Source organism: Arthrobacter sp. sptzw42, assembly GCF_059089685.1.
The window spans coordinates 1-23,517 of sequence record NZ_JBNHEX010000017.1 but is presented as its reverse complement, the minus strand read 5'-3'; the positions used below and the strand labels follow the sequence as shown (position 1 = coordinate 23,517).

Annotated in this window: 24 protein-coding genes; 5 read left to right on the top strand and 19 right to left on the bottom strand. The window is 65.6% G+C overall.

The window, feature by feature from the left end:
* Position 1: 1 nt before the first annotated feature.
* The 3 genes from AC5RT4_RS16575 to AC5RT4_RS16565 form a co-directional block, all read right to left on the bottom strand.
* Complete coding sequence (locus tag AC5RT4_RS16575) at positions 2–640, bottom strand: regulatory protein RecX (protein WP_494106477.1); 639 nt, start codon at positions 638–640, stop codon at positions 2–4.
* Entirely contained in the window at positions 637–1,698 is a 1,062-nt protein-coding gene (recA, locus tag AC5RT4_RS16570) for a recombinase RecA (RefSeq protein WP_494106476.1), read from the bottom strand. Before recA ends, AC5RT4_RS16575 begins: the two co-directional genes overlap by 4 nt.
* Positions 1,699–1,889: 191 nt before the next feature.
* Complete coding sequence (locus AC5RT4_RS16565) at positions 1,890–2,114, bottom strand: DUF3046 domain-containing protein (RefSeq protein WP_494040839.1); 225 nt, start codon at positions 2,112–2,114, stop codon at positions 1,890–1,892.
* A 42-nt stretch (positions 2,115–2,156) separates the two neighbouring features.
* Here AC5RT4_RS16565 and AC5RT4_RS16560 point away from each other — a divergent pair, with 42 nt between their 5' ends.
* On the top strand, positions 2,157–2,684 hold the full coding sequence (locus tag AC5RT4_RS16560; protein ID WP_494040840.1) for a MarR family winged helix-turn-helix transcriptional regulator: 528 nt from the start codon (positions 2,157–2,159) through the stop codon (positions 2,682–2,684).
* Positions 2,685–2,828: 144 nt separating this feature from the next.
* Here the strand turns inward: AC5RT4_RS16560 and AC5RT4_RS16555 are convergent, their stop codons facing one another.
* From AC5RT4_RS16555 to AC5RT4_RS16525, 7 genes are all read right to left on the bottom strand, one after another.
* Positions 2,829–3,281: a helix-turn-helix domain-containing protein gene (locus AC5RT4_RS16555; protein ID WP_494040841.1), complete on the bottom strand. Its 453-nt coding sequence runs from the start codon at positions 3,279–3,281 to the stop codon at positions 2,829–2,831.
* A gap of 149 nt (positions 3,282–3,430) precedes the next feature.
* Positions 3,431–3,925: a CinA family protein gene (locus tag AC5RT4_RS16550; RefSeq protein ID WP_494040842.1), complete on the bottom strand. Its 495-nt coding sequence runs from the start codon at positions 3,923–3,925 to the stop codon at positions 3,431–3,433.
* Positions 3,922–4,563, bottom strand: a complete 642-nt coding sequence (pgsA, locus tag AC5RT4_RS16545) for a CDP-diacylglycerol--glycerol-3-phosphate 3-phosphatidyltransferase (protein ID WP_494040843.1) — start codon at positions 4,561–4,563, stop codon at positions 3,922–3,924. The genes AC5RT4_RS16550 and pgsA overlap by 4 nt, the downstream gene beginning before the upstream one ends.
* Before the next feature lie 23 nt (positions 4,564–4,586).
* On the bottom strand, positions 4,587–7,496 hold the full coding sequence (locus tag AC5RT4_RS16540; protein WP_494106475.1) for an FtsK/SpoIIIE family DNA translocase: 2,910 nt from the start codon (positions 7,494–7,496) through the stop codon (positions 4,587–4,589).
* Positions 7,497–7,632: 136 nt separating this feature from the next.
* A complete protein-coding gene (locus tag AC5RT4_RS16535) occupies positions 7,633–9,324 on the bottom strand; it encodes a ribonuclease J (protein ID WP_494040845.1) in 1,692 nt (563 codons plus the stop codon).
* 41 nt (positions 9,325–9,365) lie between these two features.
* Complete coding sequence (gene dapA / locus AC5RT4_RS16530) at positions 9,366–10,274, bottom strand: 4-hydroxy-tetrahydrodipicolinate synthase (protein ID WP_494106474.1); 909 nt, start codon at positions 10,272–10,274, stop codon at positions 9,366–9,368.
* 279 nt (positions 10,275–10,553) lie between these two features.
* Positions 10,554–10,916 carry a hypothetical protein gene (locus AC5RT4_RS16525; RefSeq protein ID WP_494040847.1) on the bottom strand — a complete coding sequence of 121 codons (363 nt, stop codon included), beginning with the start codon at positions 10,914–10,916 and terminating at the stop codon, positions 10,554–10,556.
* Between the two features lie 85 nt (positions 10,917–11,001).
* Here AC5RT4_RS16525 and AC5RT4_RS16520 point away from each other — a divergent pair, with 85 nt between their 5' ends.
* Complete coding sequence (locus AC5RT4_RS16520) at positions 11,002–12,237, top strand: heparan-alpha-glucosaminide N-acetyltransferase domain-containing protein (protein WP_494106473.1); 1,236 nt, start codon at positions 11,002–11,004, stop codon at positions 12,235–12,237.
* 46 nt (positions 12,238–12,283) lie between these two features.
* On the opposite strand, the gene AC5RT4_RS16515 is transcribed toward AC5RT4_RS16520, so the two are convergent.
* From AC5RT4_RS16515 to AC5RT4_RS16485, 7 genes are all read right to left on the bottom strand, one after another.
* Positions 12,284–12,760, bottom strand: coding sequence for a hypothetical protein (locus AC5RT4_RS16515; RefSeq protein WP_494040849.1), 477 nt, complete (start codon positions 12,758–12,760; stop codon positions 12,284–12,286).
* A 2-nt stretch (positions 12,761–12,762) separates the two neighbouring features.
* Positions 12,763–13,533, bottom strand: coding sequence for a 4-hydroxy-tetrahydrodipicolinate reductase (gene dapB / locus AC5RT4_RS16510; RefSeq protein ID WP_494106472.1), 771 nt, complete (start codon positions 13,531–13,533; stop codon positions 12,763–12,765).
* A 131-nt stretch (positions 13,534–13,664) separates the two neighbouring features.
* Complete coding sequence (locus AC5RT4_RS16505; protein WP_494106471.1) at positions 13,665–14,144, bottom strand: molybdenum cofactor biosynthesis protein MoaE; 480 nt, start codon at positions 14,142–14,144, stop codon at positions 13,665–13,667.
* Positions 14,134–14,658, bottom strand: a complete 525-nt coding sequence (locus tag AC5RT4_RS16500; RefSeq protein ID WP_494040852.1) for a MogA/MoaB family molybdenum cofactor biosynthesis protein — start codon at positions 14,656–14,658, stop codon at positions 14,134–14,136. The genes AC5RT4_RS16505 and AC5RT4_RS16500 overlap by 11 nt, the downstream gene beginning before the upstream one ends.
* Entirely contained in the window at positions 14,655–15,149 is a 495-nt protein-coding gene (gene moaC / locus AC5RT4_RS16495; RefSeq protein WP_494040853.1) for a cyclic pyranopterin monophosphate synthase MoaC, read from the bottom strand. The genes AC5RT4_RS16500 and moaC overlap by 4 nt, the downstream gene beginning before the upstream one ends.
* The gene (locus tag AC5RT4_RS16490) at positions 15,137–16,444 is read right to left on the bottom strand and encodes a molybdopterin molybdotransferase MoeA (protein ID WP_494106470.1); all 1,308 of its coding nucleotides are present in this window, start codon (positions 16,442–16,444) and stop codon (positions 15,137–15,139) included. The genes moaC and AC5RT4_RS16490 overlap by 13 nt, the downstream gene beginning before the upstream one ends.
* A 21-nt stretch (positions 16,445–16,465) precedes the next feature.
* Positions 16,466–17,959, bottom strand: coding sequence for a molybdopterin-dependent oxidoreductase (locus AC5RT4_RS16485; RefSeq protein ID WP_494106469.1), 1,494 nt, complete (start codon positions 17,957–17,959; stop codon positions 16,466–16,468).
* A gap of 279 nt (positions 17,960–18,238) precedes the next feature.
* On the opposite strand from AC5RT4_RS16485, the gene moaA reads away from it, so the two are divergent.
* The 3 genes from moaA (at position 18,239) to AC5RT4_RS16470 (ending at position 21,468) form a co-directional block, all read left to right on the top strand.
* Positions 18,239–19,363, top strand: a complete 1,125-nt coding sequence (gene moaA, locus AC5RT4_RS16480; protein WP_494040855.1) for a GTP 3',8-cyclase MoaA — start codon at positions 18,239–18,241, stop codon at positions 19,361–19,363.
* Positions 19,364–19,368: 5 nt separating this feature from the next.
* Positions 19,369–19,635: a MoaD/ThiS family protein gene (locus AC5RT4_RS16475; protein WP_494040856.1), complete on the top strand. Its 267-nt coding sequence runs from the start codon at positions 19,369–19,371 to the stop codon at positions 19,633–19,635.
* Positions 19,636–19,698: 63 nt separating this feature from the next.
* Positions 19,699–21,468: an HNH endonuclease signature motif containing protein gene (locus AC5RT4_RS16470; protein ID WP_494106468.1), complete on the top strand. Its 1,770-nt coding sequence runs from the start codon at positions 19,699–19,701 to the stop codon at positions 21,466–21,468.
* Positions 21,469–21,482: 14 nt separating this feature from the next.
* Here the strand turns inward: AC5RT4_RS16470 and AC5RT4_RS16465 are convergent, their stop codons facing one another.
* Together AC5RT4_RS16465 and AC5RT4_RS16460 are read right to left on the bottom strand one after the other, a co-directional pair.
* The gene (locus AC5RT4_RS16465; protein ID WP_494040858.1) at positions 21,483–21,998 is read right to left on the bottom strand and encodes a DUF1579 domain-containing protein; all 516 of its coding nucleotides are present in this window, start codon (positions 21,996–21,998) and stop codon (positions 21,483–21,485) included.
* 62 nt (positions 21,999–22,060) lie between these two features.
* Entirely contained in the window at positions 22,061–23,404 is a 1,344-nt protein-coding gene (locus AC5RT4_RS16460; protein ID WP_494040859.1) for a M16 family metallopeptidase, read from the bottom strand.
* Between the last annotated feature and the right edge of the window lie 113 nt (positions 23,405–23,517).

The following is a 23,517-nucleotide window of genomic DNA, read 5'->3' as shown; positions in this document are numbered from 1 at the left end:
GTTAAGGGTACCGGTTCGGTGGCTGGCCGGTGTCAGCGGCAGCATGGGCATCAAGGACCTCGGTGACGATGCGGAAGGCCTGTGAGGGCTGGTATCCCTTGCGGGCCAACATGGACGCCAGCCGGCGCGTGACTTTGTCCCGCTCCGCCCGGTCCCCGAGGTCCATCCCCGGACGCAGTTTCCGCTCCACCAGGCTGCGGGCAGCAGCCTCTTCATCAGCGTCCGAGAGCTGCTCAAGGGCCACGGCCGCGGTTTCCGGGTCTACGCCTTTATCCGCGAGCTCCCGCCGAAGCGCCCCTTTCGCCAGTTTCCGGGACTGGGACCGGCTCCGGACCCACATGTCCGCGAATCCGGCGTCATTGATGAGCCGCGCTGCCTGGAACTTGTCCAGCACGGCCTCGGCAACGTCCTCCGGAACATTCTTCTCAGCAAGCTTGCGGGCAAGCTGCAGCCTGCTTTTCGCCGAGGCGGCGAGCTGCCGGTATACGATCGCCTGGGCGACCGAAACCGGATCCGGTTCAGGGTCCGCGGCAACCGGTGAGGCTGCGTCCGGTCCATCCTGGAACTGGTTCGAAGACGAAGCAGCGCGCCGCCCGCCGGTTCCGGCCCGGCGGGGACGCGCACTTTCAGTACTGGTCAAAGGCTAGAACCGTCAACGGCTTTCAGCTTTGGCGAGTCCTTGGACTCGGGCTCCGCCGGCTTCACGCCAACACCGAGCTTTTCCTTGATCAGGCGCTCAAGCTCGGCAGCCAGCTCCGGGTTGTCACGGAGGAACCTGCGCGAGTTTTCCATGCCTTGGCCCAGCTGGTCTCCGTCGTAGGTGAACCAGGAGCCGGACTTCTTGATGATCCCGTGCTCCACGCCCATGTCGATGATGCCGCCCTCGCGGGAGATGCCCTGGCCGTAGATGATGTCGAACTCTGCGATCTTGAAGGGCGGGGCCATCTTGTTCTTGACGATCTTGGCCTTGGTTCGGTTACCGACCGAGTCGGCACCTTCCTTGAGCGTCTGGATGCGGCGCACGTCAATACGGATGGAGGCGTAGAACTTCAGCGCCTTACCACCGGTGGTGGTTTCAGGGGAACCGAAGAAGACACCAATCTTTTCACGGAGCTGGTTGATGAAGATCGCCGTGGTTTTGGTCTGGCTCAGCCGGCCAGTGATTTTACGCAGGGCCTGGCTCATGAGGCGGGCCTGGAGGCCTACGTGGCTGTCACCCATGTCGCCTTCGATTTCCGCGCGGGGCACCAGGGCGGCGACGGAGTCGATGACGATGACGTCCAGGGACCCCGAACCGACCAGCATGTCCATGATCTCCAGGGCCTGTTCACCCGTGTCCGGCTGGGAAACCAGGAGCGCATCCGTGTCCACGCCGAGCTTTGCCGCGTATTCAGGATCGAGGGCGTGCTCGGCGTCGATGAAGGCTGCTATGCCGCCCTGGCGCTGGGCGTTTGCCACGGCGTGGAGGGCCACGGTGGTCTTACCCGAGGATTCCGGCCCGTAAATTTCCACGACGCGGCCACGGGGCAGGCCTCCAATTCCCAGGGCAACATCCAACGCAATGGACCCGGTAGGGATAACCTCGATCGGGGCCCGGACTTCGTCCCCGAGCCGCATGACTGAGCCTTTACCGAACTGCTTATCGATCTGGGCCAGCGCTGCTTCGAGCGCTTTTGCACGATCCGGGGCTGCCGCCATGGTTCACACCTCTAATGCTTTCTCGCTTTGGAGTGGCCTCAGTGGCCGTTTCTTGGTCATCTCTGACGCTAATGGGACCCACTGACATTCCGGCCGGATAACGGCGGCTATGTGGAAAACCCGCTGGGAAAAGCATATCTTTACCCGAACAGATATTCGAACAGCGGCGCGGCGTGTCAGGAGAAAAGCGCTTATTCCGGCCGCGGTTTGATGTCCCTGCCCAGCCGGCGCTCGGCCGGAACGTCCTGGACGTCACAGACCGCCAGCCACACCTTCCGCGGCTCCACGCCCGCGGCCAGCGCCTGGTCCGCGGTGCGTCCGCCCACCCCGGCAAGGACCAGGGTATTGCTGAGGACCCGCGAGTACCCGGCGCCGAATTCGTCATCCATGAGTCGCCAATAGTCGCTGATTCGCACCAGAAAAGTCTCTCACGATCCAGCCCCCTTAGAATTGTTGCCATGAGCAACTCCCCTGCCGTCCCGCCGGCGCACGGCCTCAAAGATGATGCAACCGTGGACGCGGCGCTGCAGAACGTGGAACATCAGATCAGTCTTTTCTGGCGGCGCGCACGGGCGATTTCCAATCAACTTTCCCGCCAGGTCCACCCGGACATGGAACCTGCCGCTTACGGCCTGCTGACGGTCATCCGGCGGGAGGGTCCCATCAGGCTGACTGACCTGGCGATGAACATCGGCGTGGGCAAACCTTCCGTAAGCCGGCAGATTGCCTTCCTGGAAAGCATCGGACTCGTGTCCAAGGAAGCTGACCCGCTCGATGGGCGGGCGCAGGCCATCCGGCTCACCCCCAAGGGCGAGGAAAAGATGCACCAGGTCCAGGATGCCCGGCGGCAGGTTTTCCGGGAACGCCTCGGTGAGTGGCCGGTGGAGGACCTGCAGGAGCTGGCCCGTTTTATGTCGAAACTGAATGCGACGTACGAGCGCGACGGGTTCCCGCACGACGGGCCCGCAACCGCCGGGGACAAGTAGGACGGCAGCGGCAGAACCTGCAGGGCAGGACGGCCAGGCCCCGCAGCGCAGCCGAAAGCGGGACACAGCCGAACACAACTGAAGCCTCCGGCACACCGCCGGAGGCTTCACATGTTGCAGGGCTGGCTGGTGGTGGTTCAGCCCTTACCGGGCGCCTGAGAACAGGCCCGTTGAAAGTTCGTCGTTCAGTTCAGTGTTGAGGTCGCCGTCGAGGTCACGACCATAACGCTGGGAGAATTCCTGGGGTACGGTGTCCGGGACGGCAACGCCTTCGGCAACTGCCACCCGGTCGCTGACCTCACGAAGCATGCTGGACAAGGGGACGTCCAGGGCCGAGCAGATCGAAGACAGCAACTCTGAGGATGCTTCCTTCTGGCCGCGCTCTACCTCGCTGAGGTAACCCAGGGAGACACGGGCGCTGTGCGAAACTTCACGGAGCGTGCGCCCCTGACGCTGGCGAACATCGCGCAGGACATCACCAATTTCGTGACGAAGTACAACCATCTTGCGCTCCTTCTGTTCGCTCTTAGCCTGATCGGCGAGGCCCACATCCTTCCAGCGGACAACGCCGTTTACGGATACGGGCTGCTTTACCATCTGTATCGCCTTGCTCCTCATAGTCCGGTCCGCGGTGAAGCGGGCCACTGGTGTTTTCATCCTAGGCGCCCCCGCTCTGCGGAAGCGACACAATGTAATAACTAATCGGTACCGGCTTTTGTTCCCACCAACTTTACAGGCCGGTAACTTCAGGAAGCCAGGACTTCGAGGAGCCTTTCCAGGGCCGCCCCGCACGCCTGGCCGCGTATATCGGCGCGGCTCCCGGTAAAGGAATACCCGAAGCTGTTTGTTCCCGTACCCGTAGCTATGCCGATATACACGGTTCCTACCGGCTTTCCGTCGTGCGCTTCGGGTCCCGCCACCCCGGTGGTGGAGATACCGATGTCGGCGCCCAGGGCCGTCCGGGCACCGGCCGCCATGGCAGCGGCAACACCGCCGTCAACGGATCCGACGTCGGCCAGGAGTTCGCGGGATACCTTCAGGACGTTTTCCTTGACGGAGTTCTGGTAGGCCACCACGCCGCCCTGCAGCATTCCCGAAGCTCCCGGGGTGTCGGCGAGGACAGCGGACACCATGCCTGCAGTCAGCGACTCGGCCGTGGCGACGGTGCGGCGCATCTCCAGCGCCTTGCTGACCGCACGCTGGGACAGATGGTGAAGCGACACGTGGTGAAGGTCGGTCATGCCTGTTCCTGCCCGTTGGCCGTGCGCTGCACCTTGCCCTTGGACCGCAGGCGCAGCGCCTCAACAACGTACTCGACGCCGGTCCACACCGTAATCAGCACAGCCACCATCATCACGGCGAAAGCTGCCCAGCCAAGCCAGGGCGCGATGGCTGCCAGCGGCAGGAGGTAAAGGAAGATGGCGGCGGTCTGGACGACGGTTTTGAGCTTGCCGCCGCGGGAAGCCGGGATGACGCCATAGCGGATGACAAAGAAACGCAGGGCCGTGATGCCCCATTCGCGGACCAGGATCACCAATGTGACCCACCAGGGCAGTTCGCCAAGTACGGACAGCATCACCAGTGCAGAACCGATGAGCAGCTTGTCCGCGATGGGATCAGCGATCTTGCCGAAGTCGGTTATGAGGTTCCGGCTCCTGGCGATGTCGCCGTCGAGCTTGTCCGTGTAAATCGCGACGGCGAACGCAGCCGCCGCTGCCCAGCGCCAGGGCCCTGCCTCGCTGTCCAGGCCCGGCGCGTCCAGGATCAGGAACCAGACGAAGAATGGCACCAGCGCGATGCGGAGCATGGTCAGGACATTGGGAAGGTTCCAGACCCCGGCACGGCCATGGCCGGCGGCGGTTGCATCGGTGCTAGTCACCTTTCTAGGCTACATTCTTTGGGCTAGCGCCCGGTCAGGGACCAGGCGTCTTCGGAGCCGTCCTCGTCGTCATAGCCGCCCGGCGCGGAGTCCGAGCCGTCGTAATATTCAACATTCTGCTTCCGCTGGTCCAGGTCCGCGGCCACGAGATCTTCCGCATAGCCGCCCTGGGCGATGTTGGAGTTGGCGTTGTCGCTGAGGGCTGCAGTCTGGGCGTCCGGCGTTTTCGGCGCCTCCTGGCCCTTCATGGCGGCAAGGACCGGGGCGAGGTCGTCCGGCTTCACGAGGACATCGCGGGCTTTGGAACCTTCGGAGGGACCCACCACGCCCCGGGATTCGAGCAGGTCCATCAGGCGGCCTGCCTTGGCGAAACCAACCCGCAGCTTCCGCTGCAGCATGGACGTGGAGCCAAACTGTGTGGTGACCACCAGTTCGGTGGCCTGCAACAGCACTTCGAGGTCGTCCCCGATGTCGTCATCGATCTGCTTCTTGGGGGCTTCGGCGGCGACGTCATCGCGGTAGGTGGCCTGGAGCTGTCCCTTGACGTGTTCGACAACCTTGTGGATTTCCGACTCCGTGACCCAGGCGCCCTGGACGCGCATGGCCTTGGAAGCGCCCATGGGCAGGAAGAGGGCGTCACCCTGGCCAATTAGCTTTTCCGCGCCCGGCTGGTCAAGGACCACGCGGGAGTCGGTGACGGAGGAGGTGGCAAAAGCCATCCTGGAGGGAACGTTGGCCTTGATCAGGCCGGTGACGACGTCAACGGAGGGACGCTGGGTGGCCAGGACCAGGTGGATGCCCGCGGCGCGGGCGAGCTGGGTGATACGGACGATCGAGTCTTCCACGTCGCGGGGCGCCACCATCATGAGGTCCGCGAGCTCGTCCACGATCACCAGCAGGTACGGGTACGGGCGGATGACGCGCTTGGAGTCAACCGGCGGGTGGACCTTGCCCGCGCGGACGGCCTTGTTGAAGTCGTCGATGTGCTTGAAGCCGTAATTGGCGAGGTCGTCGTACCGGGCGTCCATCTCGCGGACCACCCACTGGAGCGCCTCGGCGGCCTTCTTGGGATTGGTGATGATGGGCGTGATGAGGTGCGGGACGCCTTCGTAGGCGGTGAGTTCCACGCGCTTGGGGTCCACCATCACCATGCGCACCTCGTCCGGGGTGGCGCGCATGAGGATGGAGGTGATCATCGAGTTCACGAAGGAGGACTTACCGGCACCGGTGGCGCCGGCCACCAGCAGGTGGGGCATCTTGGCGAGGTTGGCCACCACGTATCCGCCCTCAACGTCCTTGCCTACACCCATCACCATAGGGTGGTCGGTGCGGCGGGCGTTCTGGCTGCGCAGCACGTCGCCCAGGGAGACGGTCTCACGGTCCGTGTTGGGGATCTCGATGCCGATGGCGGATTTGCCCGGGATGGGGCTGAGGATCCGCACGTCGCTGGAGGCCACTGCGTAGGAGATGTTCTTGGACAGCGCGGTGACCCGTTCCACCTTGGTTCCGGGGGCCAGTTCGATCTCATAGCGGGTGACGGTGGGTCCGCGGCTGAAGCCTGTCACGGTGGCGTCGACGTTGAACTGTTGAAGGGTGTCGGTCAGGGCGGCGACGACGGCGTCGTTGGCTTCTGTGCGCTCCTTGGGGATTGAGCCAGGCGTCAGGTAGTCCGAGGCAGGGAGGGTGTAGGTGACGTCGCCGGCGAGGGACAGCTGTTCGGTCCGCTGCGGGATGGGGATGGGAGGTGGGGCGGGGGCTACAGGGTTGGAAGGCACGGTGGGGGCCCCTGAGCCGGCCTGCCCGCCGGGGGCGGACATGCCCGGAGTGATCATCGGGATGGCTTCGGTGGCGTTCTCCTCGGCCGGCGCGGAAGCACCGGCACCCAGTCTCTGGGCCGCCTTGATTTTCTCGACGGCGATCTCCGCCTGGGTGGGACGGCGCACGCCCGGGGCGGGGCGGGGCGGCTGGGGCTCGTCGTCGTCGATGACGGCGTGCTCGAACGCTTCGTCGCCTACATAGCCTTCCAGGCCGGCGTCGGCGTCCTCGTCCTTGCCGAACAGGCGGCGCTTCTTCTTCTTCGGTGCGGCCGGCGGGGTCCGCTCAAGGTAACTGCGGTCGTGGCGGTCGCTGTCCTTTTCCTGGTCCAGGAGGTCGATCCCCATGAGGTGCTCGTACGCGCTGCGCAGGCGCCGCGGGATGGCGGTGAAAGGAGTGGCGGTGACGATAAGCAGGGAGACGAAGGCCAGCAGCCCGTAAAAAATTAGGGGGACGGCCGGATGAATGGCGGCCAGTGGCGAAGCGCCCAGGAATCCCAGCATGCCGCCGGCCTGGCGGAGCCCGTCAAAACCTTGGGCGACAGTAGGCTGGCCACCCAAAACGTGGGCCAGGCCGCAGCCGGCGAAGGCCATGATGAGGAAGCCGATGCCCACCCGGTTGTTGCCCCGCCCGTCAGAGGGGTGGCGGAAGAGCCGGAAGGCGCAGACAAAAAGCATCAGCGGGAGCAGCAATGAGATCCAACCGAACGTACCGTTCACCACGCTGTAGACGGCGTCCGGGAACCAGCCGGTAAGGCCCCACCAGGCGAAGGTGGCGATGAAGACACCCAGTGCCAGGTTGAAGAGGGCAGCACCGTCGCGGCGCTCGTCGGCCGGAAGGTCGCTGACATCATGGCCGATGCGGCGCACTCCCCCGCCGACAAGGTGGCCCAAGCCCAGCCATGCTCCGCCCACTACCCGCAGCAGCCAGGGCTGGTGCTGTTCGACGGCGGGAAGCTGGCGGGTCCGGGCCGTGCCGGAACTCCCGGTCCGCCCGGATTTGGCTGCGGTGGTTTTCGCTGCGGTGGAGCCGGAACTGCGGCCGCCGGAACTGCCGGATTTGCTGCCGGAGCCGGCCCTGCTGGAACCATTGGGCGCGGAAGTAGTACGAGTGGCCATACCAGCCACGGTACCGGAACAGGGCCGGTTTTCCGGGAATTTGGGGGATGGACGGTATGTGGGCGGGACGCTTAAACGCCGCCGGCCCGTACCCCCCGTTCAGGCGGGACTACGGGCCGGAGCCGGTGCCGGGCTCTTAGGCCTCAAGCACCACGGGGATGATCATGGGCTTGCGGCGAAGCTTGCGGTTGACCCAGGTGCCCACCACGCGGCGGACCACCTGCTGGAGCTGGTGGCTGGTGTGGTCCGCGTGGTTCAGGACGGCTTCCTCCAGCGCGGCGTTGATTTTTGGAACAATGTCGTCGAAGACGGAATCATCTTCTGCCACCCCGCGGGCGTGGATCTCGGGCCCGGACACCACCTTGCCCGTGGTCCGGTTGACGACGGTGATGATGGAGATGAATCCCTCATCGCCGAGGATGCGGCGGTCCTTGAGGTCCGCGTCGGTAATTTCGCCAACACTGGAGCCATCGACGTAAACGAAGCCCACTTCGACCTGGCCCACGACGTCTGCCCGGTGGTCCTTGAGGTCAATCACAGTGCCGTTGTCAGCAAGGATGACGCTGGCTTCCGGAACACCGGATTCGATGGCGATCCTGCCGTTCGCGATCAGGTGGCGGGTTTCACCGTGCACCGGCATTGCGTTGAGGGGCTCCAGGATGTTGTAGCAGTACAGGAGCTCGCCTGCAGCAGCGTGCCCGGAGACGTGCACCTTGGCATTGCCCTTGTGGATGACGTCGGCGCCGAGCTTGAGCAGTCCGTTGATAATCCGGAAGACGGCGTTTTCATTGCCCGGGATGAGGCTGGACGCGAGGATGACGGTATCGCCGTCACCCACCACCACGCGGTGGTCGCCGTTTGCCATCCGGGACAGCGCAGCCATCGGTTCACCCTGGGAACCGGTGGACATCAGCACCACGCGGTTGTCCGGCAAGTTGTCGATGTTCTTGATGTCAACGATCAGCCCGGGCGGAACATCAAGGTAGCCGAGCTTTTCGGCGATGGCCATGTTGCGGACCATGGAACGGCCCACGAAAGCCACCTTGCGGTTGTGCTTGGCGGCCGCGTCCAGGACCTGCTGCACCCGGTGTACGTGGGAAGAAAACGATGCCACGATGATCCGCTTGGTGGCCTGGCCGAAGAGCCGCTCCAGCGTGGGGCCGATTTCCTTTTCCGCGGTAGTGAAACCGGGGATGTCTGCGTTCGTGGAGTCAGACATGAAAAGGTCTACGCCTTCTTCGCCGAGTTTGGCGAAGTGGCGGAGGTCGGTGATGCGGCCGTCAAGGGGAAGCTGGTCCATCTTGAAGTCACCGGTGTGCAGGACGGTGCCGCCCGCGGTGCGGATGAACACGGCCAGGGCGTCGGGAATCGAGTGGTTGACAGCCACGAACTCGCATTCGAAGGGGCCAAACTTCTCCACCTGGCCTTCCTCGACCGTGAGGGTGTAGGGCCGGATGCGGTGCTCCTGCAGCTTGGCCTCGATCAAGGCAAGCGTCAGCTGCGAGCCCACCAGCGGGATGTCACTGCGGAGGCGCAGCAGGTAGGGCACGGCGCCGATGTGGTCCTCGTGCCCGTGGGTGAGGACCACGGCCACGATGTCGTCCAGCCGGTTCTCGATGTAGGAGAAGTCAGGCAGGATCAGGTCGACGCCGGGCTGGGTTTCCTCCGGGAAGAGGACGCCGCAGTCCACAATCAGCAGCTTGCCGTCTATCTCGAACACGGCCATGTTCCGGCCGATCTCCCCCAGTCCGCCCAGCGGTACGATCCGCAGCGTGCCCTGGGGCAGGCGCGGAGGGGTGACAAGGCCGGTTAGGGCGATTTGGGTCATATTGCACTACTTTCCAGGCGGAAGGGTGCCGGTCTCAGCCCTCAGGAAAAGACCAGCCCCGCTTCCGCCAAATCCCCGCGGATGGTTTCGATCTCGGCTTCGTCCGGCTCCACGAGGGGCAAACGGACAATCGAGTTGGGCAGGACTCCCTGCCATTTAAGAATCTGTTTGGCCGCAACGGCCCCCTGGACCCTGGTCATGGTGGCGCGGACCACGGGCTGGAGCTCAAAGTTGAGCTTCCGTGCGGTTTCAAGGTCGTTGGCGTTGACCGCATCAATGAGGTCCCGGAACTGGCGGGTGGCCACGTGCGTGGTGACGCCGACAAGGCCCACGGCACCCAGTGCCATCCACGGCAGGGTCAGTCCGTCGTCGCCGGAGTAGAAGTGCAAGTCGGTCTCGGCCATAACGCGGGTGGCGGCAACAAAATCGGCCTTGGCATCTTTGACGGCCACAATGTTGGGGTGCTGCGCCAGGCGGATCATGGTTTCGGGTTCGATCGCAATGGAGGACCGGCCGGGGATGTCGTAAAGCATCACGGGAACATCGGCGGCGGTGGCGATGGTTTCGAAGTGTGCCCGCAGGCCTGACTGGCTGGGCTTGTTGTAGTACGGGGTCACCAGCAGGATGCCGTCGACGCCGAGCGCCGCCGCCTGCCGGGAGAGGTGCACCGAGTGTGCGGTGTCGTTGGTTCCGGTGCCGGCGATGATCGCCGCCCGGCCTCCGACTGCTTCCTTCACGGCACGGAACATGCCGAGGTTTTCTTCGTCCGTAAGGGTGGAGGTTTCACCTGTGGTTCCGGTGACCACCAGGCCGTCGCAGCCGTCGTCCACGAGCTTTAAGGCCAGTTCCGCTGCCTGCTGGTAATCCACTGTCCCGTCCTTTGCGAACGGCGTGACCATGGCGGTCAGGAGGGTGCCAAGGGCAGGGATGCGCGCGGAAGTGTCAGCCATGGAAAAAACGTTACCCTGTCCCCGGCGGGTTAGGACAATAGGGGCGGCGTGATGAACGTCAAACAGCCGGTTTCCGGCAGGTGTTGCAGGTGAACCTTGAAGGCCGATTGTTACTCCCCTCCGGATGAATGGCCACCAATGCCAGCCGGGCTGTGCCATCACTTTCGCGGTAGGAGCCCAACACGGCTGTAATTCCGGTTCGACGGCACACCTCACGGACATCGCCGAGGAGGTGCCTGCCACGCTTCCATCCCAGGCAGCCGTCCTCTGCAACGCGCTTCAGCCGCTGTGGCCTTTTCCAGCGCGCGGCGGCTCCCCCGCGCCCGGATTGCAATACTTGCCGACCGCGGCCTGCCGCAGCCCCTCCGCCCACGCAGTCAACCGTTGGGCTGCCCTGACGTAGTGGAACAGTTCAACCGGAGTCAGGGCGTCGATATCCGTCTCGCCGAGCCGGCGGGCCAGTTCTGCCCCCTCCGGCTGCGCGGACAGGCTGACGCCTTCCCTTTCCCACTGGACATCTTCCGAAGACTTTCCAGCCACCAGCTGGCGGAAGAGGTAGTCAACCACGCCGGGACTCATGGCCTTCAGTGGCCCGGCGTGGGGAAAATCCGAGGCGGGGATTTCGGGTGATGGGGTTTGCATGCCGCCAATATTATTCGAACGTATATTCGAATACAAGGTCTGCACTCCGACAGCTCAGATCAAGGCGGTGTGAGACGATCTGGTCATGACCTCCCGTAATGCCGCCACCTCAAGGGCGGCTGCCGCCGCCCGTGCCGTCCCGGGCAGGCTCCACGGCATCGACGCAGCACGGGGGCTGGCCCTGCTGGGAATGATGGCCACTCACCTGCTCCCCACGTTCGAGTCAAACGCCGACCTTACCCCCACCTGGGTCGGCCTGACCTTTTCGGGCAGGGCAGCTGCGCTCTTTGCAGTCCTTGCAGGAGTCGGCCTCGCCTTGTCCACGGGAAAGCACAAGCCGCTGGATGGTTCCAGCCTTTCGGCAGCGAGGCGCGGAATAGCCTTGCGGGCCCTGGTGATTGCCGCCGTCGGGCTGACCTTGGGTGGCCTCGAGGTGAACCTGGCAATCATCCTGGTCCACTATGCGGTGCTCTTCCTGTGTGTCCTGCCGTTCCTGGGGATGCAACTCAGGCCGCTCCTGGTCTGGGCGGCGGGCTGGATCCTGGCCTCGCCGGTACTGGCATACCTGCTGCGCCCCTGGCTGCTGGCGGCGAACCCCCCGCTGAGGCTGGGACACAATCCCTCCTGGGAGGACCTGTCAACGCCTGCCCGGCTCTTGGCCGACCTCCTGTTGACGGGTTACTACCCCGTTCTCCAGTGGCTGTCCTATCTGCTGGTGGGGCTCGTCGTCGGCCGCCTGATGCTCCACAAGCCGTTGGTCCCCTGGGTGCTGCTGGCGGGCGGCACGGTGATTGCTGTGCTCGCCAAGGCCCTGGGCACTGCGACCATGGAGGAGTGGGGCGGCCGGGCCGCCCTTGAAAAGCTGCTGGACTCCCCCGGCTACCCGCTGCACAACGTTCTGCAGGTCAACCTGACGGGCATCCCGCAGGAGGGGTCCTGGTGGTGGCTGGCGTCCGCTGCGCCCCACTCGGGCACCCCGCTTGACCTGCTGCATACCTCAGCGGTGGCGGCGGCGGTGATTGGGGCCTTCCTCCTGCTGGGCAGGCTGGCCGAGTGGGTGGCCCTGGACCTGCTGCTGCCCCTGCGTGGTGCGGGCGCCATGACCCTGACCCTGTATTCCGTCCACGTATGGGTGGCGTCGGCTTTCTACCTGAAGCCGCTCCCCGCCGGCTGGACGGAGGACGCAATGTATTTCGCCCAGGCTGCCAGTGCAGTGATGGTGGGGATCGTGTTTGTGCTGCTGAACTGGCGCGGGCCCCTGGAATGGCTCGGGCACGCCGCGAACCAAGTTGGCCGGGGCGGCGTCAAAGCCATCCGCTAGCGCACGCCCCTCCCGCAGGCACCAGTACGGCGTTTGATCGATAGGGCTAGGCCGGAACGCCCCTGAAGAGCTTGACGGCGTCGCGCATGGCGGCGCGGGCGCGCTTGCGGTCGCCGGCGGCGTCGTAGGCGCAGCTGAGGCGGAACCAGGACCGCCAGTCCTCCGGTGCCGCTTCCGCTTCCGCCCGGTACTTTTCAAACTCGGCATCGGCAGCGGAACGGACTATCCGGCCTGCAGGTGTCCTGGGCAGCTCGTCCACCGGAAGCCCGCCTTCAGCCTCGAGGACTTTGGCCATCTGCTCGGTGCGGGCCCCGAACATCAGTTCCCGGACGAGCGCCCAGGCACCGATCACCGGCAGCACGAGGTAGGCCGCTCCGATGGCCACAGCGGCAGGATTGCTGTCTGTCAGCAGCAGGACCGAGCGCTGGAAAGACACCACCAGGTAAAAGACCAGGAGCAGGGTTACCGCCCCTACCCAAATCTTCGTGCGGTTCTTTCGGAAGCCGGCGAGCACTCCGCCCACGGCTAAAGCCCCAGGTCCAGGTAGCCGTCCAGGCCCACGGTCAACCCTGGGTGCGCGGCGACATTGCGCAGGCCAAGCAGCACGCCGGGCATGAAGGACGCGCGGTCAAAGGAATCGTGGCGCAGGGTCAGCTGCTCGCCGGCGCTGCCGAGGAGAACCTCCTGGTGGGCGACGAGGCCGCGAAGCCTGACGCTGTGCACCCGCACACCGTCCACCACGCAACCGCGTGCACCGGCGAGTTCACTGGTGGTGGCGTCAGGGCTTGGTGGAACCTGGGCGGCGCTGCGTTCGGCGGCTATCAATTGTGCGGTGCGGACTGCGGTGCCCGACGGCGCATCCACCTTGTCCGGGTGGTGCAGTTCGATGATTTCCACCGATTCGAAGTACCTGGATGCCTTCGCGGCGAAAGCAGAGGCCAGCACCGAGCCGAGGGCAAAGTTGGGTGCGATGAGCACACCGGCCTCCGGGTGGCGGGCCAGCAGGTCCTCAAGCGCGGACAGCTTGCCGTTGTCCCAACCGGTCGTCCCCACGACAGCGTGCATGCCGTGTTCGACGGCGAAGCGAACGTTCGCTTCCGTGCTTTCCGGGACCGTCAGGTCCACCACGAAGCGGGCACCTGCAGCGGCGAGCTGGTCCAGCGAGTCACCCCTGCCCAGGGCGGCCACGAGCTTCATGTCCGGGGCGGCTTCAACGGCTTTAACTGCTTCGGCGCCCATGCGCCCGGTCGCGCCCAGCACGGCAACGGGCAAGGGCGCGGAAAATTGTTCGGTCATGGCGTTAACCCTACCGGTGGGCCTGCGGGGCACGGGAACCGCGGAGTGTGCGTTACCTCGCAGGAACCCGTAAACCACAATGACAATGCCGGGACACCGGGTGGGTCCGGCAGTCAAGGAGCACGGCAGCGTCAGCTACCTGCGCCCACCCATTCCACCGTTCCGTCGGTGAAGAACTGTTCCTTCCAGATGGGAACCTGTTCCTTGATCCTGTCCACCAGCTCCGAGCAGACCGCGAACGCCTGGCCCCGGTGGGCTGCAGACACGGCACACACCAGAGCCGGGTCCCCGATCTCCAGCATCCCGATCCGGTGGGCCGCCCAGATCCGCACGGGCTGGGAGGAAGTGGCGGCGCCGCTCCCGCCCTGTTGGGCATGTTGTTCGGCAACCAGGCGCGCGACGACGTCGGCCATCACCTGGTGAGCCGTGGGGTGAGCGCTGTAGCTAAGGCGCTCAACTGCCTTGCCGCCGTCGTGGTTCCGCACGACGCCGCTGAAGCTGACCACCGCACCCGCGGTGTCACTTTCCACTGCCGCGATGGCCTGGTCAACGGAAATGGGTTCCGCGCTCAGGACAGCGTTGACAACCTCGAATACTGTTTCAGTGCCCATGTCCGCCTTCCAGTTGGTCGCACAGGTGCCCGATCACCGGGTCCAGGACGCTCAGTCCGTCCATGACCCCTTTAGGTGAGCCGGGCAGGTTGATGATGAAGGTCTCGCCGGCGGCGCCGGCGTAGCCGCGGCTAAGGGCCGCCAGCGGTGTCTTCGCTGCCCCGGCGCGGCGGACCGCTTCCATAATGCCGGGGATCTCGCGGTCCAGCAGCGGCAGCGTGACATCCGGGGTGCGGTCGTCCGGGCTCAAGCCCGTGCCTCCGCTGGTGATCACGACGGCGGGGCGCTGGGTCAGCAGGGCCCGGATGGCTGCGCCTACCGGCTCGCCGTCGGGAACCACCATGGCCGGAAACACGTCAAAGCCGTGTTCGGTGAGCCAGTCGGTGATCACGGGGCCGGTTTCGTCGCCGTAGATTCCGGCGGCGGCCCTGGTGGAGGCGATGACGACGCCGGCCTTTCGGCCCTGTACGTCTCCGTGGCGGTGGGGTTCGGGGGCGTTGGGAGTGCTGGTCACAGTGTCCAGTCCCCGCTCTTGCCGCCGCTTTTGGCCAGTACCTTGATGTCGTCCAAGACGGCGTGCTTGTCCACGGCCTTGATCATGTCATAGACGCTCAGGGCCGCGACGGAGGCTGCCGTGAGCGCTTCCATTTCCACCCCGGTGACGCCGCGGGTCTTAACCGTGGCCAGGATCGAGACCGCATCGGTGGCGAGCTGGAAGTCTACGGTGACCTTGGACAGCGGCAGTGGATGGCACAGCGGGATCAGTTCGGGGGTCTTTTTGGCGGCCATGATTCCGGCTACGCGTGCCACGGCCAGGGCGTCGCCTTTGGGCAGGCCGCCGGAGCCGAGCAGGCCCATGACCTCCGCGGTGGTGCGGACCGTGGCGGTGGCGGTGGCCTCCCGGGTGGTTTCGGCTTTGGCGGAGACATCCACCATCTGGGCGCTGCCGTCCTGGCGCAGGTGCGTCAGCGCGGCCGGGGACTGTTCTGCATTCACAGCATCCATACTTCCACCTCCGCCCCTGCCGCGAGCGCGTCCACTCCATCAGGGACATGGACCAGCACATTGGAACCGGCGAGCGCATGCATCAGGTGCGAACTATCCCCGCCCTGGAGCTCCACCGTTCCGTCGGGCTGGAGGGTGCCGCGGCGGACCTGGTGCTTGTGCGCGGGCGACGTCAGGGGATGCCGAAGGCGGGCCCGGAGGGGCAGGCGCGGCGCGGGAGCACCAAACAGGCTTGCCAGGACGGGGCGGAGGAACATCTCAAAGGACACCAGGCAGCTGACGGGGTTGCCCGGGAAACCCAGGAAGGGCCGCCCTTCGAAGCTGCCGATCCCCTGCGGGCCGCCCGGCTGCATGGCCACATGCAGGAACTCCACCGGCTGGTCCTCCATGGCCTGCCGCACCACCTCGTACGCGCCTTTGCTGACGCCGCCGGTGGTGACAATGAGATCCGTACCGTCTCCCTCGGTCCGCAGCAGCGTGCGAAGCGCCTCGGGGTTGTCGGTAGCGATTCCCGCACGGCGCACCTGCAGTCCTGCCTGCTTCATGGCAGCTTCGAGGAGCGTGCCGTTGGAATCGTAAATTTTGCCGGCGGGAAGTTCCTTGCCCGGTTCCACCACTTCGTCCCCGGTGGTCACCAGCAGTACGGTCAGGGCTTGACGGACTGCCACTTCCGGGATGCCCAGCGCCGCCAGCAGTCCCAGCTGGGCGGGGCCCAGGCAGGTGCCTGCCGCCAATGCTGTTCCACCTGCCCCCACGTCGCTTCCGGCAGCCCGCACGAAGATGCCCGCCGCCGCCGGTGGCAGCTTTACCGTTGTCTGCTCACCATGGGGCAGGAAACGGTCCGGAACGGCCCGCTCGATAGGGACGACGGCGTCGGCCCCTTCGGGGAGCATCGCCCCGGTCATGATCGGAGCGGCCATCCCAGGTTCAAGGGGTGCAGGGCTGGCGCCCGCTGGAACGGGAGGCATAACCCGCAGTTCCGCGCCGCCGTCGGGGACGTCCGCGGAACGAATGGCATAACCGTCCATCTGTGAATTGGCGAAGGGCGGCAGGCTGATGGGAGCGCGGACGTCGCTGACCAGTCCCCGGCCGAGGGCCGCGTGCAGTGGCAGCGCTTCGGTCCTGTCCGGGGACTGCAGCGGGCGCAGCAGTTTGGCGACGGCGGCGGCGTGCTCAGCGGCGGGCCTTGCCTGATGCCGGGGTTGGCGCCCGTTATGCCCGGTTTGGTGGCTAGGGTGCTCTGCCTGCTCTGCTGTTGGGCGCAGGGATGTTCCATGCGGTTGAGGGCTGGTCATGGTTCCGCCTTCAGTGGGCCATCAGGGTTTCACGTCCACTCTAATGGTGTGCAGCCCTGTTGCTCCGTCGGGCGCAACGGGCCTGCTCTGCTCGTCCTGTGCCTGGCCTGCGAGAGTTGTGGCGCGGACCTGGACCTCGTACTGCCCTTCAACCAGTTCCATGCCGAGCTTCCATTGGTACCAAGTGTCCAGCGAGATGCCTTCCGCCAGGTCAGCCTGTTGCCACGGCCCACGGTTCACGCGGAGCTCCACCCGTCCGATGCCTGCGTGCTGCGCCCAGGCGACGCCGCCGAACATCAAGGTGCCCGGTCTCACCGCCCGGCCGCTGCGGGGCACGTCAATCCGTGACGAACATTTGATGGGACCCCGCTCCGACCAACCCCTCGGTGTCCAATAGGCAACATCGTCGGTGAACCTGGTGACCTTAAGCTCCGTGACCCATTTGGTGGCCGACACGTAACCATATAGTCCGGGTACCACCAGCCGTACGGGGAATCCGTGCTCAAGGGGCAGCGGTTCCCCGTTCATCCCGACGGCGAGCAGCGCATCCCTGCCGTCTGTCAGGACCTCCAGCGGCGTCCCCGCGGTCCAGCCGTCCACACTTCGGGAGAGCACCATGTCCGCGCCGGGCAGCGGCCCGGCGAGCGCGAGCAGTTCCCGGACCGGCCAGCCCAGCCAGCGGGCGTTGCCTATGAGGTTGCCGCCCACATTGTTGGACACGCATGCAAGGGTCAGGTGGCGTTCAGCCAGGGGCTTTGCCAGGAGTTCCGCGAACGGCAGCTCGACCTCCCTGTCCACCAGTCCGGTTACTTTCAGCACCCAGGTATCCGGGTTTACGGCGGGAACCGTGAGGGCTGTGTCGATACGGTAGAAGTCGGCGTTGGGCGTGACCAGCGGTTGCATGCCCTCGACTTTCGCCTCAGCAGTTGGAGGTATGGCCGGCGCCGCTGAAGCGGGAGTGGGCAGGGTTACGCGGCTCCTGGCTTCGCTAGCCACTGCTGAAGCACCTCGCCACTTCGCTGCCAGCGCTCCGCCGATGACAGTGAACGCGGCTCCTCCTGCCACGGCCTGCAAGAAGCGGCGGCGGGCCGGGTCGGCGTCGGTTCCTCCCGGCGGTTCTTCCCTTGCCCATTCCTGCAGCCGGCCCATCAGGTATCGCAGCAGGACGCAGGCGAGGACAGCGGTGAGGACCGTCAGGGCAGCCGCGATGGCGGTGGTTTGGGCGCGGGTCAGGACGGCTGCCAGGCCAACCAGCCCAAAGGCGGCAACCACCGCGACGCCGGCAGAGCGGCGGCGCTGCTCCATCACTCCGGCCAGCACAGCCAGCGCAGTTATCACCAGGCCCATTCCTGCCAGGAGAGCCACCTTGTCCGCCGTCCCGAACAGCCCCGCGGCCCAGTCCTTCACTGCGGGAGGGACAGCATCGATGACGGCGCCGCCAACAGCGGTCAGCGGCGACAGCGACGGACTGAACAAGCCAGCCAGCAGCTCGCCCAGCACCACCGCGCTGCCCACCGCCGCACTCCCGGCTGCCGCCGCCCACCCATGGTTCCGGCGTTGCGCTGACCGGGGTGGCACTGATCGGGGTGGCAACGAAGGTGCCCCGTGCTTTTGCAACCCCGGCCCGCCGTCGTGCGTTGCCTTTGCCCGCTTTGGCTGGGTGGTGTCCACCCTCCCAGCATAGGTTCGCAGAGTCCCCGTGGCGCCGGTCCCGTCCCAGGTTCTCCTGCTGCAGCTTTACCTGCGTCCGTCACGAGGTGTGATGCACAACCCAACGTGGCGTAGCCTGAATTCATGAGTGTCCAGCTAGGCATGCCCCAGCCGCGGGAGGAAGCAGCACCCCTGCCCCCGGTTCCCGCTGCCCGCCCCGGCGATGCTCCGGCGGGGCTCACAGACCGCTACGGGCGCCGTGCCACGGACATGAGGCTGTCCCTGACGGACAAATGCAACCTTCGCTGCACCTACTGCATGCCTGCCGAGGGCCTGGAATGGCTGGCGAAACAGGCGGTCATGTCAGCAGAGGAGATTGTCCGTATTGTGCGGATCGGCGTGGAGCAGCTGGGGGTGCGCGAACTGCGGCTCACCGGTGGCGAACCTCTTGTGAGGCACGACCTTGTGGACATCATCTCAGCCCTTCGCAGCAACCACCCCAACCTGCCGATCTCCATGACCACCAACGCCGTAGGGCTTGCGAAAAAGGCGGCAGCTCTGAAGGCTGCAGGCCTGACCCGCATTAACGTCTCGCTGGATTCGCTGCACGAGGAAACCTTCACCCAGCTGACCCGCAGGCCCTTCCTCAACCAGGTGCTGGCCGGGGTGGATGCCGCATGGGCAGCGGGCTTGGGCCCGGTGAAGCTCAACGCGGTCCTGATGCGGGGCATCAACGATGCCGAGGCTTCCTCACTGCTGGCATGGGCCCTGGGGCGTGGCTACGAACTCCGCTTCATCGAGCAGATGCCGCTGGACGCAGACCATGGCTGGACGCGGCGGAACATGATTACGGCGGCCGAAATCCGCGAACTGCTCTCGTCGGAGTTTGTCCTCACCCCGGATCCCCGCGCCCGTGACGGCGCCCCGGCGGAGCGTTTTGAAGTACGACGGCGGGATTCCGCGTCCGCTGGGTCGGCTGGTCCACTGCTGGGAACAGTGGGGATTATTGCCTCCGTGACCGAACCGTTCTGCTCTGACTGCCGCAGGACCCGGATTACGGCAGAGGGCAAAATCATGAGCTGCCTGTTCTCCCGTGAGGAGTTCGACCTGCTGGGCCTGCTTCGCTCCGGTGCTACCGACGACGCTCTGGCCCGGCGGTGGCAGGACGCGATGTGGATCAAACCCAGAGCCCACGGAATGGACCACGTGGGACTTGATGCTCCGGACTTCGTCCAGCCGGACCGCAGCATGAGCGCCATCGGGGGCTGACACTTTTGAACGTACGTTACTTCGCTGCCGCACGCGCCGCTGCAGGGCTTGAGGAAGAGAGCTTCGACCTTGCGCCGGGCTCCACTGTCGCTGATCTGCTGCAAACGGTTCTGTCCGTGGAGCGTCCGGAACCTCCCGCGGGCACTCCCCCGCTGCCCCGCATTTTGTCCCGGAGCAGCTTCCTGCTTAACGAGGTGGCGGTGAGGGACCAGTCTGTAGTTGTGGGTGCAGACGACGTGGTGGATGTCCTGCCTCCTTTCGCTGGAGGCTAGGAACCCTACCGGCTCCTCCCGGCGGCCATACTGTGCATCCCGCCTGGAATTGTCGGTGCCTCGATGGATGATGTCGGTATGGAAAACGGCGCGTGGACAGCGGCAGCGATGGAGGGTGTTCATGCCTCCGTGGCCGTCCTGGACGCGCTGTTTCTTGAGGATGCCGCCCTCACCGCTGGCGCCGCTGGTGCCTCTGCCGGCAGCGGTGTTGGCGGCGGAATCGATGTGTTGCAGCGCGCCTACGAGCTCCGGCTGGACCGGCTGGGGCTGCTGTCGAAACTCGAAGCACAAATAGCCGGGCTGAAAGCCCGCGACGCCGCCGAGGCCCTCGACCTCCAACACGCGATGACCCCGCCGGAAGCACCCGTGCACGAACGGACCTACGCCGAAATGTCCGCGATCGAGGAAATCGCCGGCATCCTGACCATCAGCTCCCCCGCAGCCGCAGCGCTCATCACCCAGTCCCGTCAGCTCTGCACCCTGCCGCTGGCCATGGACGCCCTGTCCTCCGGCACCATCTCGTGGCAACACGCCCGAATCATCGCCGACGAAACCGAGACCCTGGGCCCCGCCGGCGGAACCGCCCTGACCGCGCACTTCCTGGACCCGGACGCACCCAACCCCGCCCGCGGAGCGGCCGCCGGGGACCTGATCCCCTCCCGGTTCCGGGCCAAAGTACGGACCTGGCGCGAACGCCACCACCCCGAATCCCTCGAAACACGCCACAACAAAAGCGCCGCCGACCGGCGGATGGAATACAGCCCGGACAGGGACGGCATGGCCTGGATCTCCGCCTACCTGCCCGCGGACAAAGCCTCTGCACTGTGGAACAACATCACAGCCACCGCCCGCGGCCTGCAAGGACCCAACGAACCCCGCACCCTGGCCCAACTCCGCCCCGACATCCTCTGCAACCGGATACTCCGCACCCGCGAACCCGGCACACAGGTACCCGGCACGCAGGTACCCGGCGCTCGGGTCCTTCCAACCGGACCCGTTCCCGCCGGGAACGCGGCACCAACCGTTGGCGGCGGGTCAGGGCAGCCAAGCGCTGAAGTGCCCACCCCGCGGACCGAGGTGCTGGTGACCGTCCCGGTGTTCGCGCTCCTAGGCCTCACCGACGAACCCGCCATGCTCGACGGGCACGGCCCCATCCCGGCATCCATGGCCCGGAAACTGGTTGCGGACGGGGCAAACTCCTTCTACCGGGTCCTGGTCGACCCAAGGGATGGGACGCCCCTGGAGATCGGCCGCAAAAGCTACCGGCTCCCCGAAACGATGAAGCGCTGGCTGCGGATGCGGGACGGTAAGTGCACCTTCCCCGGCTGCAACAACCGCACCCCCGACAACGAAACCGACCACCTTCAGGCCTGGCACCACGGCGGAACCACCGGAATCAACAACCTGGCCCAGCTCTGCCCCAAACACCACCGCCTCAAACACAACACCCCATGGGCACCCACACCAGCAACCCGAAACGAACCACCCGGCTGGACCTCACCCACCGGCCGCCACTACAAAAGCGAACAACCCGACCAGGAACCACCACACTGGCCCGCGGCTTTCGCTGGGCGTGAGCCATGGAGTTCGCCAGACGCTTCAACCGACACCCCGACGCCTCTAGCTGAAGGGAGGGACTCGCCACCGCAGTACGAGGAGCCTCCAAGCGTTCAACCTCCGTACGTTCAACCTCCGTACGAAGAACCTTCGGACCAGAACCTCGTCGACGCAGACGACATTCCGCCCGACGATGCTGTGTGGGAGGACTTTTACGCGAAACCATACGTCCTGCCGCCGGATCCGGTAAGGAATTGGGACTTGATCCTGTCCTGAACGGGGCCCGAATGTCAGTCTCTGTTGAACCACGACGTCATGAAGGGGCTGTATGCCGTGCCAGTACCATCAGCGGTTACGCGCTCCGCAAGACCACTTTCCCGTACAGCGTCATCTCCGCGCGGACGCAACTCCGTCACATGGGTCAGCACGTCGCCGTCAACGCGCAGCGTGTGCCGGGTCCACCCTGCACTGCCGTGCCGTTCCACCCGCAGGGCCCCTTCATGCCATAAACAGCGGACCGGTGCGTCCGGCGCCGGGCCGGCGCCGTCCACGTAGTACCACAGGACGTCCTGATGATCCGGATCCACGGTGAACATCCCGTGCCCTTCAAAATGCGCGCCGTCCGGCTCGACATGGCGGTAGCTCTGGACCACCGCGAAACCGCCTGCCACGCGCGTATAGGTTACTTCGGCATCAACAGTACGCTCGGGCCCCCAGGGACCAGCCGCAAGGCGGGTGCTCCCGCGCCAGTGACCGAGGAACGCAGCCAGGGCGCCCGGCAATCCGCCGGACTGCGTCCGTTCCACTGGCCCTCACTTCCGGAGCTTAAGTCCTGCCGTTTGCGGGATGCGTTGTTGTTTTGCCGCGGTCACAGACCGAAAGTCTCCGTCTCCTCGAACGGTCCCACCACGGTTACAGTCCTCGGCGCCGCGGCAAGTTCCGCAGCAAGATCCTGTACCTGCTCGGCCGTGACGGATTTGATCAGGCGCAAGGTTTCGTCGATGTCCTGGTACTCCCCGGAGACGAGCTCTGCCCGGCCCAGCCGGGACATCCGCGACCCGGTGTCTTCCAGGGCCAGGACGATGCCGCCGCCGAGCTGGCCTACAGCCTTGCGCAGCTCGTCCTCTGTGATTCCATGCTCCGCAAGCTTGTCCAATTCCGCGCCGAGCAGTTCCAGTACCTGCCGCACCTTGGACGGCGTGCAGCCCGCGTACATGCCGAAGTAGCCGGCGTCCGCGTAGGAGGAAGCGAAGGAGTAGGTGGAGTAGACCAAACCGCGCTTCTCCCGGATCTCCTGGAAGAGGCGCGAAGACATCCCACCGCCGAGCACGGCGTTCAGGACGCTCATGACATAACGCCGCTCGTCGGTGGCAACGATGGTGGGGCAGCCCATGATGATGTTCGCCTGCTCCACTGCCCGCTTGACCACGTGGAGTCCGGCGGTCCCCGTGATCAGGGCCCGGTCAGTGGAACGCCGCTCCACCGGCGCGGCGTCACTCTTCAGCGACCACCCGGCGGACTCAAGGGCGCTGACCACAAGGTCACAGACGACGTCGTGCTCCAAGCCGCCGGCTGCGGTGATCACCAGCTCATCCGGCCGGTAATACCTCTGGTAGTGCTCCCACACGGAGTCACGGGCCACGGCTTTGATGGCGTCCGGTGTGCCACCGATAGGGCGGCCCAGGGGGTGGCTGCCGAGCACTGCCGAGACAAAGTGTTCGTGCGCGACGTCGGTGGGGTCGTCACTGTCCATGGCGATTTCCTCGAGGATGACGTCCCGTTCCTGCTCCATTTCCGCCGGATCCAGGACGGCTCCGGTGATCATGTCGGCGATGACGTCGATGGCCATGGGCAGGTCCGAGTCCAGGACCCGGGCGAAGTAGCAGGTGCTTTCCTTGGCTGTGGCCGCGTTGGACTCCCCGCCCACCTCGTCAAAGGCCGAGGCGATCTCCAACGCAGTACGGCGCCTGGTTCCCTTGAACAGGAGGTGCTCGAGGAAGTGGGTAGAGCCGTGCTGTCCCGGGGCCTCGTCACGGGATCCGACGCCCACCCAGAAACCGATGGTAGCCGAGCGCTGGCCAGGCATTGCCTCTGTCAGCACCCGCACTCCCCCGGGCAATACCGAACGCCGGACCTCGGAGCCGCCGTCGGAACCGTGGACCAGGGTGTTGCCGCGGTGGTTCTGCTCGAGCGGCAGGGGTACTACAGTCATTGAGGCCTTTCAAAGGGGCAGCCGGGATCTGGCTGCCATCGTAACAGCGGCGGGGGGGGGGGGGGGGTCGGCGCACCCCACCACACCCCCCTTGCTCTTTTCGCTCACAAAAA

Coding starts and splice junctions, on each gene's coding strand:
- moaA (WP_494040855.1), top strand. CDS start 18,239: ATGAGTGTCCAGCTAGGCATGCCCCAGCCGCGGGAGGAAGCAGCACCC.
- recA (WP_494106476.1), bottom strand. CDS start 1,698: ATGGCGGCAGCCCCGGATCGTGCAAAAGCGCTCGAAGCAGCGCTGGCC.
- AC5RT4_RS16470 (WP_494106468.1), top strand. CDS start 19,699: ATGGATGATGTCGGTATGGAAAACGGCGCGTGGACAGCGGCAGCGATG.
- AC5RT4_RS16540 (WP_494106475.1), bottom strand. CDS start 7,496: ATGGCCACTCGTACTACTTCCGCGCCCAATGGTTCCAGCAGGGCCGGC.
- AC5RT4_RS16525 (WP_494040847.1), bottom strand. CDS start 10,916: ATGCAAACCCCATCACCCGAAATCCCCGCCTCGGATTTTCCCCACGCC.
- moaC (WP_494040853.1), bottom strand. CDS start 15,149: ATGGATGCTGTGAATGCAGAACAGTCCCCGGCCGCGCTGACGCACCTG.
- AC5RT4_RS16555 (WP_494040841.1), bottom strand. CDS start 3,281: ATGGTAAAGCAGCCCGTATCCGTAAACGGCGTTGTCCGCTGGAAGGAT.
- AC5RT4_RS16520 (WP_494106473.1), top strand. CDS start 11,002: ATGACCTCCCGTAATGCCGCCACCTCAAGGGCGGCTGCCGCCGCCCGT.
- AC5RT4_RS16505 (WP_494106471.1), bottom strand. CDS start 14,144: ATGGGCACTGAAACAGTATTCGAGGTTGTCAACGCTGTCCTGAGCGCG.
- AC5RT4_RS16535 (WP_494040845.1), bottom strand. CDS start 9,324: ATGACCCAAATCGCCCTAACCGGCCTTGTCACCCCTCCGCGCCTGCCC.
- AC5RT4_RS16460 (WP_494040859.1), bottom strand. CDS start 23,404: ATGACTGTAGTACCCCTGCCGCTCGAGCAGAACCACCGCGGCAACACC.
- dapA (WP_494106474.1), bottom strand. CDS start 10,274: ATGGCTGACACTTCCGCGCGCATCCCTGCCCTTGGCACCCTCCTGACC.
- AC5RT4_RS16560 (WP_494040840.1), top strand. CDS start 2,157: ATGAGCAACTCCCCTGCCGTCCCGCCGGCGCACGGCCTCAAAGATGAT.
- dapB (WP_494106472.1), bottom strand. CDS start 13,533: ATGACCGAACAATTTTCCGCGCCCTTGCCCGTTGCCGTGCTGGGCGCG.
- AC5RT4_RS16490 (WP_494106470.1), bottom strand. CDS start 16,444: ATGACCAGCCCTCAACCGCATGGAACATCCCTGCGCCCAACAGCAGAG.
- AC5RT4_RS16550 (WP_494040842.1), bottom strand. CDS start 3,925: ATGACCGACCTTCACCACGTGTCGCTTCACCATCTGTCCCAGCGTGCG.